This window comes from Kitasatospora sp. NPDC098663 (assembly GCF_044760075.1).
In the GTDB taxonomy this organism is placed as follows: Bacteria; Actinomycetota; Actinomycetes; order Streptomycetales; family Streptomycetaceae; genus Kitasatospora.
In genome coordinates, this window is the sequence record NZ_JBIWAP010000037.1 from 1 (window position 1) to 12506 (window position 12506).

The following is a 12506-nucleotide window of genomic DNA, read 5'->3' on the forward strand; positions in this document are numbered from 1 at the left end:
GTGGTGGAGCCGGAGCTGATGGTGTCGAGGCCGGCCATGCAGTGCATGAGGGTGGACTTGCCGGAGCCGGAGGGGCCCATGATGGCGGTGAACTGACCCTGCGGGAAGTCGACGCTGACGTTGTCGAGGGCCACGACGCGGGTCTCCCCGTCCCCGTAGACCTTGTTGAGGCCGGTGGCGCGGGCGGCCGCCAGGCCGGTCCGGACGGCGGTTGCGGTCGGCGTGGTCACGGGGGTGCTCCTTGGTGGTCGCGGGCTGCGGGAGACGCGTTGGGCGCCTGGACGGCCGGGCCGCCAGGGGCGCCCGGCCGTACCTCCATGCTCCGCCGTGTGATCATGAGTTCTCGTCGCTCCGCCGGACGGTTGGCCTGACCACCGCTGGGCGTACGGCCAGGTGACGCCCTCCTCCTGGGGTATGACGCCGACCCTGAGCGCTGGGCGGTGGCCGGAACTCGTGCACTTCGTGGCCGAATTGCGGACTGTTCGTCAGATCGCAAGGAAACATGACAACTTCCCTGGCTGGGAACATGCGAAAGGGTGAGCCGGGCGACTAGGCTCTGGGGTGGCCCGCACCGGGGGTGGAGCGTTTCTTCTCCGGCCGATGGAGGGGCCCGTCCGCAGGACGCCCGGATGGTGGAACGCAGACACGGGCAGCTTAAAACTGCTTGGCCGTGAGGCCGTGCCGGTTCGAGTCCGGCTCCGGGCACCGCTCGACTCGCGGGGGCGCCGACGGCGTCCCCGCCGGGAGTCCTTCAGTGATCCTCCTCGCGGCGTATCCCGATATTTTTGCCAAGCCATTACCCTGGTGGCTGGGCGGTGCAGTGCCGCCACGGAGGGAATGTGCAATGAGAAGCAGCAACCCGGTCTTCTCGCGGGAGGGGTCCTTCACCCGCGAGCCCGGCTACGCGGGGTTCGGTACCACCACGCAGGCCGGGGGCCAGTACGGCAACAACCCCTACGCGGGGACCCCTTACGCCCAGCAGCCGCAGGCGCAGGGCCCGATGACCGACGAGCAGCTGTACGAGATGTACAACGGGCCGTCAGCCGGCCCCGCCGCCACCGGGCGGATGACGCTCGACGACGTGGTCGCGCGCACGGCCATGACGCTGCTGACCCTGGTCGCCGGCGGCGCGGTGGCCTGGTTCGCGCTGCCGTTCGAGAACTACGGCTACGCCATCGGCGCCTCGGTGGTCGCCTTCATCGTCTACCTGGTCATCGCCTTCAAGCGCAGTGTCAGCCCGCCGCTGATCCTGACGTACGCGGCTCTCCAGGGCTTCGCGCTCGGTGCCGTCTCACACGCCTTCAACACCATGCTGAACGGCATCGTGCTCCAGGCGGTGCTGGGTACGGCGGCGGTCTTCGCGGCGATGCTGTTCGCCTACAAGAGCGGCAGGATCCGGGTCACCGCGCGCTACCAGCGGATCGGCATCGCGATCGCCATCGGCTTCGTGCTGCTGATGCTGGTCAACATGATCGCGATGGCCTTCGGCGCCGACATGGGCCTGCGATCGGGCCCGCTGGGCATCGTGGTCGGCCTGGTCGGCATCGGCCTGGGCGCGTTCTTCCTGTCGCTGGACTTCGCGGCGGTCGAGGAGGCCATCGCCCAGGGCGCGCCGCAGCGCGAGTCCTGGCGGGCCGCCTTCGGGCTGACCCTGTCGCTGGTCTGGATCTACATGGAGATGCTGCGCCTGATCGCGATCCTGCGCGGCGACGACTAATCGCGTTCCCGCCGTACCACTGCCGCCGGGCCCCCGGAGCGAAACGCTCCGGGGGCCCGGCGGCGTTTAGGCTCCCTGTCATGCATGACGTACAGCTCCTGGTCGAAGCCGTCGACTCCCTGGCGGATCGTTTCCGCTCGCTGCCGCAGAGCAAACTGCTGGGTGCCGTGCCCGGGCACGCCTCGCGGGCGGCGGCCGTGCTGGCGCTGGCCCGGCGGCTGGCCGAGTCGGCGCTGGCGGCGGAGGGCGGGCCGGAGCGGGAGTTCCCGGACGCCGGGGCCTTCGCGGCGGGGGACCAACTGGCCGTCGCCGGACACGACCTGGCGGCCGCGCTGGCGGCCCTGCCGGAGGGCGACGCGGTCGCCCTGCCGGGCGGGCCGGTGGCGGCCGCGGAAGTGCTGGCCGGCGCGGTGGCCGCGGTGCGCGCGACGACGGCGCTCTGCGGGTAGACGTCCGGTACACGCCGAAGGCCGGCCGGGTCGGTAACCCCTTGACCCGGCCGGCCTTCGGCGTGCTGCGCCGTGTGTGCTGTGCTGCCCCGCCGCTGGGGAGGCGTCAGATGCTGGCGACCACCCGGTCCGCGAGGACGTAGACGGCCTCCTCGTCGGTGGAGAAGGTCAGCGAGTACGAGCCGGAGAAGCGCGAGCCGCCGAGCAGCCGGACGTGCTCACCGGCACGGACCGCGTCGATCAGCCGGTAGGCCGCCTCCCGGTCGCCCGGGGCCACGCAGAGCGTGGTGCCGTCGGCGAAGGCGTACACGTCCAGGGTGCCCAGCGGGCCCGGGCGGACGTCGATCAGGGCGACGGCCTCGTCGGCGAGGGTGGCCAGCCGGGTGTCGGTCCACTCGCGGGACGGCGCCTGGCTGGGCACGAAGTCGGGGTGGGAGGGGTGGCGGCGCGGGTCGGGCGTGGCGACCGGGGCGTCCTCGACGGCCTGGTCGGCGTCCAGCAGCCCGGCCTCCAGGCCGGTGGCCAGCAGGTCGGCCTCGCGGCGTGCGCGGGCGTCCCCGGTGGGCTCGGCGGAGCCGGTGGAGGCGGAGGCGACGGTGGGGCCGCCGGAGGAGGTGCCGGCGCCCTGGCCGGGGAACAGCGACGAGCCGCCCTCGGGGCCGGGCTCGGCGGGGCCCTCGTTGATCAGGTCCTCCAGCGCGGAGCGCAGCGCCTCGCCGAACTCCGGGTCCATGGTGCCGGCGTTGTCGACGGCGTCCTGCGGGCCGGTGGGGCGGGGGAAGAACAGCGGCCACTCGTCGGTGCTGGCGAACGGGCCGGTGTACGGGGAGTCGAACAGTGGCGCGTCCTCGGCCGCGCGGGCCTCCTGCTCGGCCCAGAACGCCCGGGCCTCGGTGATCTCCCGCTCGCGGTCGGCGGCGAGTGCCTCGGTGACGGCCTGGCGTATCGCGGCCTGGTCCACCGGCGCGGGGGCGGCCTGGGCCGCGGCCTGCGCGTCCAGCCGGCGGGAGAGTCCCCGGAGGTGGAGCAGCACGGCGGTCGACACGGTGATCAGGATCAGCAGCAGGATGGTGTAGACGGCGCTCACGGAACGTACTCCTAGCGAGGAGCGGAACGGGGTTACGTGTCCACACTGCCGCATCCGGGGCTGTTGCCGCAGTGGCGAATGTCTAATTTGTGGGGGACTTTCGCTCTTGTCCCCAAATTGTTAGGTAACACCGTTCTACGCAGTGGAGTTGATCCGCTCCGCAGTGTCGATTTCCGAGCCGAAAACGAGCGAAAAGAGGGCCGGATCGACCTCGCGATGTGATCCGGCCCTCAATTACTCACGGTCACTCCAAATGGGTGGTCCAGACCCTTTCGGGGTGGCCGGCGGGGTCAGCTGAGGCGCTCGATCACCATCGCCATGCCCTGGCCGCCGCCGACGCACATGGTCTCCAGACCGAACTGCTTGTCGTGCCACTGCAGGGAGTTGATCAGGGTGGTGGTGATCCGGGCGCCGGTCATGCCGAAGGGGTGGCCGACGGCGATCGCGCCGCCGTTGACGTTCAGCTTGTCCAAGTCGATGCCGAGATCCCGGTAGGACGGGATCACCTGGGCGGCGAAGGCCTCGTTGATCTCGACCAGGTCGATGTCGTCGATGGTCAGGCCGGCCCGCCGCAGCGCCTGCCGGGAGGCCTCGACCGGGCCGTAGCCCATGATCTCGGGGGAGAGCGCGCTGACGCCGGTGGAGACCACCCGGGCGAGCGGGGTGATGCCCAGCTCCCGGGCCTTGGTGTCGGACATGATGACCAGCGCGGCGGCGCCGTCGTTCAGCGGGCAGCAGTTACCGGCGGTCACGGTGCCGTCCGGTCGGAACACCGGCTTCAGGCCGGAGACGCCCTCCAGCGTGACGCCGGCGCGCGGGCCGTCGTCCTTGCTCACCACGGTGCCGTCCGGGAGCGTCACCGGGGTGATCTCGCGCTCCCAGAAGCCGGCCTTGATGGCGGCCTCGGCGAGGTTCTGCGAGCGGACGCCGAACTCGTCCTGCTCGGCGCGGGTGATCCCCTTGAGCGCGGCCAGGTTCTCGGCGGTCTGGCCCATCGCGATGTAGGCGTCCGGCAGCAGGCCGTCCTCGCGCGGGTCGTGCCACTCCCCGCCGCCCTCCTCGGCGCGCTTGGCGGTGCGGGCCTGGGCCTCGTCGAAGACCGGGTTCGTGGTGCCCGGCATGCCGTCCGAGGTCCCGTTCACGCTGCGCGAGACGGTCTCCACGCCGGCCGAGAGGAAGACGTCGCCCTCGCCGGCCCTGATCGCGTGCAGTGCCATCCGCGTGGTCTGCAGCGAGGACGAGCAGTAGCGGGTGATGGTGGCGCCGGGCAGGTAGTCCATGCCCATCTGGACGGCCACGATGCGGGCCAGGTTGTGGCCCTGCTCGCCGCCGGGCAGGCCGCAGCCGAGCATCAGGTCGTCGATTTCGCGCGGGTCGAGCTGCGGGACCTTGGCCAGCGCGGCCTGGATGACGTGGGCGGTCAGGTCGTCGGGGCGGACGTCCTTGAGCGAGCCCTTGAAGGCCCGGCCGATCGGCGAACGGGTGGCGCTGACGATGACGGCTTCGGGCATGGCGGGCTCCTCGCTGGGTGACGGCGGACTGGCGTCCGGGAGGAAAGTTACCGCCTGGTAGATCAGGCGTCACCCGTCCCGGCGTGTGAGCTGGCCGACGTGTCGCCGGCCTCTGGAACGCCTCCTTCCCGGGCCTCCTCGGGCGCCCACGAGCCGGGCAGCCCGACCCGCAGCCGGTGGCGCAGCAACGCCCAGCGGCGGCCGGCGCCCTCCGCCTCGACGGCCGCGACCTCGGTGCCCGAACGCCCGGCCGCGGCGGCGGCGGCCATCGCCACCGGCAGCACCGTCCCGCCCGGCAGGGGTGCGGCCGGGCGCTCCTCCTCCGGCCAGAGACCGAGCGCGGCGCACACCGAGGGCAGCACGGCCATCGCGGCCGTCGCGTAGCCCTGGGCGGACGGGTGGTAGCGGTCGGCGGCGAACATCTCCGGGCGCGCCGCGAACTCCGGGCCCAGCAGCGAGCCCAGCGAGACCGTCCGGCCGCCGGCCTCCACGACCGCGATGGTCTGCGCGGCCGCCAGCTGCCGGCTCAGCCGGCGGGCCACCCAGCGCAGCGGCGGGCGCACCGGCTTGATCGTCCCGAGGTCCGGGCAGGTGCCGACCACCACCTCGCAGCCGTTCGCCCGCAGCGCCGCGACCGCCTCGCCGAGTTGGCGGACGGCCAGCTGGGCCGGGCTGTGCCGGGTCACGTCGTTGGCGCCGATCATGAGCACGGCGACGTCCGGGTGGTGCGGCAGCGCCTGCTCCAGCTGGCCCGAGAGGTGGGCGGAACGGCCGCCGGTGCGGGCCACGTTGACCAGCCGGACCGGGCGCTCGGCCACCGAGGCGAGGCCCGCGGCCAGCAGCGCGCCCGGGGTCTCCCGGGCCCGCAGCACACCGAGGCCGGCGCCGGTGGAGTCACCGAGGACGGCCAGCACCAGCGGCGGCTGCGTGGCGGCGGAGCTGTCGGCGAAGGCCTCGCCGTAGACGCCGTCGGCCTTGGGCGGATCGCCCTCCAGCACGCCGATGGCCTGGATCGCCAGCTTGCTCTCGGTGAGCAGCACGCCCACCAGGCCCACGCCCAGCAGGCCGAGCCCGCCGCCGCCGTACGCCGCCGCGGTGGCGATCCGGCGGGCCACCCGGGCCCGCGAGTCCTGTGCCCCTGGCATCCGATGCCCCCTTCGCGTCCTGGTGCCGCCCCCTCCGGGGCCATGGCGATGCCTGCACCCCCCCTCCTACCCGCGCGGGGGCCGGGGCTACCTGCGGGGCTGGGCCATTGGGGGAGGAAGGCGGGTGGTGGGCCGCCGCGCGGGGCCGGGGCGGGGTGGGGGGCGGGTGGGGCGGAAGGGCGGGCTGGGGCGGGCGGCACGGCCTAGGCTTTGCAGTACCGAAAGCACTCGCATGCCCACAACCGGGAGGACCCCCGTGCGGTACCACAACTCGATCATCGACCTCGTCGGCAACACTCCGCTGGTCAAGCTGAACAAGGTCACCGAGGGCATCAGCGCGACAGTGCTGGCGAAGGTCGAGTACTTCAACCCCGGCGGTTCGGTGAAGGACCGCATCGCGATGCGCATGATCGAGGCCGCCGAGGCCTCGGGCGCCCTGAAGCCGGGCGGCACCATCGTCGAGCCGACCTCCGGCAACACCGGTGTCGGTCTGGCGATCGTGGCCCAGCAGAAGGGCTACAAGTGCATCTTCGTCTGTCCGGACAAGGTGTCCACCGACAAGATCAACACCCTGCGCGCGTACGGCGCCGAGGTGGTCGTCTGTCCCACCGCCGTGGCCCCCGAGCACCCGGACTCGTACTACAACGTCTCCGACCGGCTCGTCCGGGAGACCCCGAACGCCTGGAAGCCGGACCAGTACTCCAACCCGGACAACCCGGCCTCGCACTACCACTCCACCGGTCCGGAGCTGTGGGAGCAGACCGAGGGCCGGATCACCCACTTCGTGGCGGGCGTCGGCACCGGCGGCACCATCTCCGGCACCGGCAACTACCTGAAGGAGGTCTCGGGCGGCAAGGTCAAGGTGATCGGCGCCGACCCGGAGGGCTCGGTCTACTCGGGCGGCACCGGCCGGCCGTACCTGGTCGAGGGCGTGGGTGAGGACTTCTGGCCGACCGCCTACGACCGTGACGTCGCCGACGGCATCGTCGCCGTCTCCGACAAGGACTCCTTCCAGATGACCCGCCGCCTGGCCAAGGAGGAGGGCCTGCTGGTCGGCGGCTCCTGCGGCATGGCCGTGGTGGCCGCGCTGGAGGTGGCCAAGGGCCTGGGCCCGGACGACGTCGTGGTGGTGCTGCTGCCGGACGGCGGCCGCGGCTACCTGTCCAAGATCTTCAACGACGACTGGATGGCCGACTACGGCTTCCTGCCCTCGGCCACCGACGAGGCGCACATCGGCGAGGTGCTGGCCCGCAAGGACGCCATCGAGCACGAGGGCATCCCGCAGTTCGTCCACATGCACCCGAACGAGACGGTCGCCGAGGCGGTCCGGGTGCTGCGCGAGTACGGCGTCTCGCAGATGCCGGTGGTCTCCCCGGGTGCCGGGCACCCCGACATCATGGCCGGCGAGGTGATCGGCTCGGTGGCGGAGAAGCTGCTGCTGGAGGGCGTCTTCGCGAAGGAGATCGAGCTGACCGACACGCTGGACCGGGTGATGTCCAAGCCGCTGCCGGTCGTCGGTGCGGGCGAGACGGTCACCAACCTGATGACCGTGCTGGAGAAGGCCGACGCCGCGGTGGTGCTGGTGGAGGGCAAGCCGCAGGGCATCGTCACCCGCCAGGACCTGCTGGGCTTCCTCGCCGGCCGCGCCGCGCACTGACCCGTCGGCCCCGGGCCCCGGCCGGCCCTGACCGGCCCCGACCCCGCCACCGGCTCCGGTCGGCGGGGCGGACGAGGTTTCGCCCACGTTTTGCCCGCGGTTCGCCCACGGGCGAAGTGGTACACCGGCGTCACCTGCCCGCAGCACGCGGTTAACAACGGTCCGGCATCGTGGTGGTCAACGGCGAGACGCCGAGCGAGACGACGGCAACCGTCCGGGAGCGGCTCCCCGGCGGACGCGGTCGGCTCCGGACACGTCGGGCGGTCCTGACCCGGCCCTCCGTGTCCGCCCTCCAGCCCGGCAACGGGGGAGAGGGGCCTCCGCGGGAGGCGTCGTCGTCCCGCCCCTGCCCGGCTGCGGCCGGTCGACAGGGTGCGGCGGCTCCCGCGGCACCGCGCGCCGCACGGCGCGTCTCCGCGGTTCCCGGGTGGGGGAACCGAGGCGGAGAACGGCAGGGCCGGTCCTTCTCCGAGGGACCGGCCCTTCCCGTACGCTCACACGCATGACCAGCACTGAAACCACCCAGGACGAGCCGCGCTACGTCCGGCTCAAGATCGAGCTCATCGCGGAGATCACCGACGAGGGCGCGCTCAAGGCCGCCGCCCTGAAGCAGGTGACCGAGGACGAGTACCTCGACGACGACGAGCGCGCCCAGTCCGTCGACGCCATCGAGGTGGACCCGTCGGGTTCGCTCGCCCACTTCATCGACCCGGTGGCGCTGCTCGGCGACGTGCCGGGTGTCGAGCTGGCCTCGGCGACCTGGGAGTCGGCGCAGACCGAGTTCGACCCCGAGAACGAGGGGTGGGACGAGTACGTGGTGGACGAGTCCGCCGAGTAGCGGCCTCACCCCGCCGGCTCGTCAGCGCTCGTGAACGCCCGGTCTGCCCCGCAGGCCGGGCGTTTCTCCCTGTTCACCGGGAAGTTGGGTCATCTCATACGATCGCTTACCCTTCGGAGGTGGAACCGTGCACGGCCGGATTGCGTTTCTGTATCCGTAAATGCCCGGGATGATCAGCAGGGAGACGCGACGTGACGGCACGGGACGGTCAGGGGCGGGCAGGCGGAGGCAACTGGAGCCGGCGCGGAGTGCTCGCGGGCCTGATCGGGGCGCCGGTCCTGCTGCTCGCGGCCTGCAACGACACCAAGAGCGCCGACGCCAACGGCTCGGGCGGCTCGGGTGGTTCCGGTGGGACCCCGGGTACCGGCAGCGGCTCCGGCGGGACCAGCAGCGCGCCGAAGACCTCGACCGCCGTCATCACCGTCACTCCCGCGGACGGGGCCGCCTCCGCCAGCTTCAGCGAGCCGGTCAAGGTCACCGTCAGCAACGGCACCCTGGGCACCGTCAAGGTCACCGACTCCACGGGCAAGGAACTGGCCGGCCAGCTCGCCTCCGACGGCGCCAGCTGGACCTCGGCCGCCGCCCCCGCCAGCGGCACCAAGTACACCGTGGCCGCCACCGCCCTCGACAAGGACAAGCTGGAGGCGGACGCCAACGCCACCTTCACCACGGCCACCCCGGCCAACACCTTCGTCGGCTACTTCACGCCCGAGGACGGCTCGGTCGTCGGCGTCGGCATGCCCGTCTCGATCACGTTCAGCAAGCCGATCACCGACCGCAAGGCCGTCCAGCAGGCGATCACCGTGATAGCCGAGCCGGGCGTCGAGATCGTCGGGTACTGGTTCTCCAGCACCCGCCTCGACTTCCGGCCGCAGGAGTACTGGGCCAAGGGCACCAAGGTCACCCTCAAGCTCCGGCTCAAGGACGTCGAGGGCGCCAAGGGCGTCTACGGCACCCAGTCCAAGGACGTCCGCTTCACCATCGGCCGGGCCCAGACCAGCGTCGCCGACCTCGGCGCCAAGAAGCTCACCGTCACCACCGACGGCCAGGTCAGCGCCGTCTACAAGATCTCCGGCGGGTCCCCCGAGCACCGCACCTGGGGCGGCAAGATGGTGATCTCCGAGCAGTTCCAGCAGACCCGGATGAACTCGCAGACCGTCAACCTCGGCAGCGAGTACGACATCGCGGACGTGCCGCACGCCCAGCGGCTCACCACCTCGGGCACCTTCATCCACGGCAACTACTGGTCCTCGTCGTCGATCTTCGGCGGCCAGAACACCAGCCACGGCTGCATCGGCCTCCAGGACGCCAAGGGCGCGCAGGACGGCAGCACGGACGGCTACAAGTTCTACAAGAGCTCCATGGTCGGCGACGTGGTCGAGGTCGTGAACTCCGGCGACAAGACCGTCGCGCCGGACAACGGCCTGAACGGCTGGAACCTCGGCTGGGCCGCCTGGAAGGCCGGCAGCGCGGTCTGACGCCGGGAGCCGCCGGTCAGCGCCGGTCAGCGCTTGGCGTAGTCGGCGAAGCCCTGCCAGTCGACGATGACGCAGGGCTCGTCGCCGACGATCCAGGCGTCGTGCCCGGGCGGGCAGATCATCAGGTCGCCGGGGCCGAACTCGGTCTCCTGACCGTCGTCCATGACGATCCTCATCCGGCCCGAGACCACGTACCCCGTGTGGGCGGCCCGGCAGCTGTCGGTCCTGGCGATCGGCTTCACGTGCTTGGACCACTGCCAACCCGGGTGGAACACGGCCCGGCCCACCGGGCCGGCGTCCAGGTTGACCAGGCGCAGCTCCCCCGTGCCCTCCTCGAAGGGGCGGACCTCCTCGGGGGCGTCGAAGTTCATGCGGACGAGACCGGACATGGCGCACTCCTCTCCGCGCGGACGGCCCGGCCGCCCGCGCGGAGAGGAGGCAGGCCCGTCTGCTGGCCCTTCCAGTCTGCGCCCCGACCGGCGGGCGGTCACCTCGGGTGGCCGGCCCGCCGGAACGGTCACGGACGGTCAGCCCTGCGTGCGGGCCACGCCGATCGGGCAGGAGGCACCGGTGCCGCCGAGGCCGCAGTAGCCGTTCGGGTTCTTGGCGTCGGACAGGTACTGCTGGTGGTACGGCTCGGCCGGGTAGAACGGGCCGGCCGGGGCGATCTCGGTGGTGATCGGGCCGTAGCCGAGCGCGGTCAGGGCCGGCTGGAAGGCGTCCCGGCCGGCGGCCGCGGCGGCGGCCTGGGCGGGGGAGTGGGTGTAGACGGCGGAGCGGTACTGGGTGCCGACGTCGTTGCCCTGGCGGTTGCCCTGGGTCGGGTCGTGCGCCTCCCAGAAGGTCTTCAGCAGCCGCTCGTAGGAGATCACCGAGGGGTCGAACACCACCCGGACCGCCTCGGTGTGCCCGGTCAGCCCGCTGCACACCTCCTCGTACGTCGGGTGGGGGGTGTAGCCGCCCTGGTAGCCGACCAGCGTCGTCCAGACGCCGGGCAGGCGCCAGAACGTCCGCTCGGCGCCCCAGAAGCAGCCCAGCCCGAAGTCGGCCACCTCCAGGCCGTCCGGGTACGGCCCGGTGAGCGGGTGGCCGAGCACGGTGTGCGGCTCGCGCAGAGCGAAGCCCGGCGACTCCCGGCCGGGCAGCGCCTGGTCGGCGGGAACGAGCGAGGTCTTGTGGCGGTTGAACAGCACGGCCTGCTCCTGCGGGGTAGGGAGGGTTGCGCAGGGTTCAACGCGGCGGGCCGCCCCCGGATTCCGGCGCCGCCCGGATTCCGGCGCGGCCCCGGTTCGCAGTTGGCCAGGTTCACGGCGGGCTGGGACGTTCCGGAGGGCGCCGGGCCGTACGGCCACTAGGCTCGACCCATGACCGAGCACCAGCTTCCCCAGGGCTTCGAGACCCTCGCCATCCACGCGGGTCAGGAAGCAGACCCCCAGACCGGGGCCGTCGTCACGCCGATCTACCAGGTGTCCACCTACAAGCAGGACGGGGTGGGCGGCCTGCGGGGCGGCTACGAGTACAGCCGCAGCGCCAACCCGACCCGCACCGCGCTGGAGGAGTGCCTCGCGGCGCTGGAGGGCGGCGCCCGCGGCCTCGCCTTCGCCTCCGGCCTGGCCGCCGAGGACACCCTGCTGCGCACCATCCTCAAGCCGGGCGACCACATCGTGATCCCCAACGACGCCTACGGCGGCACCTTCCGGCTGTTCGCCAAGGTGCTGACCCGCTGGGGCGTCGAGTTCTCCGTCGCCAACACCCAGGACCTGGCCACCGTCCGGGCCGCGCTGCGCCCCAACACCCGCGCGGTCTGGGTGGAGACCCCGTCCAACCCGCTGCTGGGCATCACCGACCTGGCCGCGCTCGCCGAGGTCGCGCACGGCGCCGGCGCGCTGCTGGTGGTCGACAACACCTTCGCCAGCCCGTACCTGCAGCAGCCGATCGCGCTCGGCGCGGACGCGGTCGTGCACTCCACGACCAAGTACATGGGCGGCCACTCGGACGTGGTCGGCGGTGCGCTGGTGCTGGCCGACGCGAGCCTGGGCGAGGAGGTGGCGTACCACCAGAACGCGATGGGCGCCGTCTCCGGGCCGTTCGACGCCTGGCTGGTGCTGCGCGGCATCAAGACGCTGGGTGTCCGGATGGACCGGCACAGCGCCAACGCGGAGAAGGTCGCCGAGCTGCTGGCGAGCCACCCGAAGGTCAGCCAGGTGCTGTACCCGGGCCTGCCCGAGCACCCCGGCCACGAGATCGCGGCCAAGCAGATGAAGGCCTTCGGCGGCATGGTCTCGTTCCGGGTCCAGGGCGGTGAGGAGGCGGCGGTCGAGGTCTGCAACCGCGCGCAGCTGTTCACCCTCGGTGAGTCGCTCGGCGGTGTGGAGTCGCTGATCGAGCACCCGGGCCGGATGACCCACGCCTCGGTGGCCGGTTCGGCGCTGGAGGTGCCCGCCGACCTGGTGCGCGTCTCGGTCGGCATCGAGTCGATCGACGACCTGCTCGCCGACCTCAAGCAGGCGCTGGGCTAGGACGCGTTCAGAGGCCCGGAGTCTGTCGAGGATCTCCGGCCTCGGTGAGCAGTCCGGGGACCGCGATGGTCACCTGACGCGCTGTCGACGCACTCGGCCGGAGGA

General features: G+C 72.3%; 12 protein-coding genes and 1 tRNA gene. 7 read left to right on the top strand and 6 right to left on the bottom strand.

Annotated features, from left to right (window positions below; all coding sequences use genetic code 11):
• On the bottom strand, positions 1-230 hold a 230-nt coding region (locus tag ACIQVZ_RS31300), incomplete at its 3' end, for an ATP-binding cassette domain-containing protein (RefSeq protein ID WP_402454567.1).
• Positions 231-623: 393 nt separating this feature from the next.
• On the opposite strand from ACIQVZ_RS31300, the gene ACIQVZ_RS31305 reads away from it, so the two are divergent.
• The 3 genes from ACIQVZ_RS31305 to ACIQVZ_RS31315 all read left to right on the top strand — a co-directional run bounded on the left by ACIQVZ_RS31305 (position 624) and on the right by ACIQVZ_RS31315 (position 2166).
• Positions 624-705, top strand: a tRNA-Leu gene (locus tag ACIQVZ_RS31305).
• Positions 706-844: 139 nt separating this feature from the next.
• Positions 845-1717: a Bax inhibitor-1/YccA family protein gene (locus ACIQVZ_RS31310; protein ID WP_350887894.1), complete on the top strand. Its 873-nt coding sequence runs from the start codon at positions 845-847 to the stop codon at positions 1715-1717.
• An 80-nt stretch (positions 1718-1797) separates the two neighbouring features.
• Positions 1798-2166, top strand: coding sequence for a hypothetical protein (locus ACIQVZ_RS31315; protein WP_402454571.1), 369 nt, complete (start codon positions 1798-1800; stop codon positions 2164-2166).
• Between the two features lie 106 nt (positions 2167-2272).
• Here ACIQVZ_RS31315 and ACIQVZ_RS31320 read toward each other — a convergent pair whose 3' ends face one another.
• From ACIQVZ_RS31320 to ACIQVZ_RS31330, 3 genes are all read right to left on the bottom strand, one after another.
• Entirely contained in the window at positions 2273-3253 is a 981-nt protein-coding gene (locus ACIQVZ_RS31320; protein ID WP_350880021.1) for a hypothetical protein, read from the bottom strand.
• 290 nt (positions 3254-3543) lie between these two features.
• A complete protein-coding gene (locus ACIQVZ_RS31325) occupies positions 3544-4764 on the bottom strand; it encodes an acetyl-CoA C-acetyltransferase (protein WP_063348024.1) in 1221 nt (406 codons plus the stop codon).
• Between the two features lie 62 nt (positions 4765-4826).
• Positions 4827-5909, bottom strand: coding sequence for an SGNH/GDSL hydrolase family protein (locus tag ACIQVZ_RS31330; RefSeq protein ID WP_402454574.1), 1083 nt, complete (start codon positions 5907-5909; stop codon positions 4827-4829).
• Between the two features lie 232 nt (positions 5910-6141).
• Here ACIQVZ_RS31330 and ACIQVZ_RS31335 point away from each other — a divergent pair, with 232 nt between their 5' ends.
• The 3 genes from ACIQVZ_RS31335 to ACIQVZ_RS31345 all read left to right on the top strand — a co-directional run bounded on the left by ACIQVZ_RS31335 (position 6142) and on the right by ACIQVZ_RS31345 (position 9882).
• Positions 6142-7566 carry a cystathionine beta-synthase gene (locus tag ACIQVZ_RS31335; RefSeq protein ID WP_402454577.1) on the top strand — a complete coding sequence of 475 codons (1425 nt, stop codon included), beginning with the start codon at positions 6142-6144 and terminating at the stop codon, positions 7564-7566.
• A 502-nt stretch (positions 7567-8068) separates the two neighbouring features.
• On the top strand, positions 8069-8404 hold the full coding sequence (locus tag ACIQVZ_RS31340) for a hypothetical protein (RefSeq protein WP_063348021.1): 336 nt from the start codon (positions 8069-8071) through the stop codon (positions 8402-8404).
• Positions 8405-8595: 191 nt separating this feature from the next.
• Positions 8596-9882: an Ig-like domain-containing protein gene (locus tag ACIQVZ_RS31345; RefSeq protein ID WP_350880015.1), complete on the top strand. Its 1287-nt coding sequence runs from the start codon at positions 8596-8598 to the stop codon at positions 9880-9882.
• A gap of 26 nt (positions 9883-9908) precedes the next feature.
• On the opposite strand, the gene ACIQVZ_RS31350 is transcribed toward ACIQVZ_RS31345, so the two are convergent.
• Positions 9909-10271 carry a cupin domain-containing protein gene (locus ACIQVZ_RS31350; protein ID WP_350880013.1) on the bottom strand — a complete coding sequence of 121 codons (363 nt, stop codon included), beginning with the start codon at positions 10269-10271 and terminating at the stop codon, positions 9909-9911.
• A gap of 138 nt (positions 10272-10409) precedes the next feature.
• A complete protein-coding gene (gene msrA, locus ACIQVZ_RS31355; RefSeq protein ID WP_363621317.1) occupies positions 10410-11075 on the bottom strand; it encodes a peptide-methionine (S)-S-oxide reductase MsrA in 666 nt (221 codons plus the stop codon).
• Between the two features lie 171 nt (positions 11076-11246).
• Between msrA and ACIQVZ_RS31360 the strand changes: the two genes are divergently transcribed.
• A complete protein-coding gene (locus tag ACIQVZ_RS31360; protein WP_063348017.1) occupies positions 11247-12401 on the top strand; it encodes a cystathionine gamma-synthase in 1155 nt (384 codons plus the stop codon).
• Positions 12402-12506: the final 105 nt, after the last annotated feature.

Bases quoted from the DNA above. Each gene is read 5' to 3' on its own strand.
- ACIQVZ_RS31310 (WP_350887894.1), top strand. From the start codon at position 845: ATGAGAAGCAGCAACCCGGTCTTCTCGCGGGAGGGGTCCTTCACCCGC.
- ACIQVZ_RS31315 (WP_402454571.1), top strand. From the start codon at position 1,798: ATGCATGACGTACAGCTCCTGGTCGAAGCCGTCGACTCCCTGGCGGAT.
- ACIQVZ_RS31325 (WP_063348024.1), bottom strand. From the start codon at position 4,764: ATGCCCGAAGCCGTCATCGTCAGCGCCACCCGTTCGCCGATCGGCCGG.
- ACIQVZ_RS31330 (WP_402454574.1), bottom strand. From the start codon at position 5,909: ATGCCAGGGGCACAGGACTCGCGGGCCCGGGTGGCCCGCCGGATCGCC.
- ACIQVZ_RS31335 (WP_402454577.1), top strand. From the start codon at position 6,142: ATGCCCACAACCGGGAGGACCCCCGTGCGGTACCACAACTCGATCATC.
- ACIQVZ_RS31340 (WP_063348021.1), top strand. From the start codon at position 8,069: ATGACCAGCACTGAAACCACCCAGGACGAGCCGCGCTACGTCCGGCTC.
- ACIQVZ_RS31350 (WP_350880013.1), bottom strand. From the start codon at position 10,271: ATGTCCGGTCTCGTCCGCATGAACTTCGACGCCCCCGAGGAGGTCCGC.
- ACIQVZ_RS31360 (WP_063348017.1), top strand. From the start codon at position 11,247: ATGACCGAGCACCAGCTTCCCCAGGGCTTCGAGACCCTCGCCATCCAC.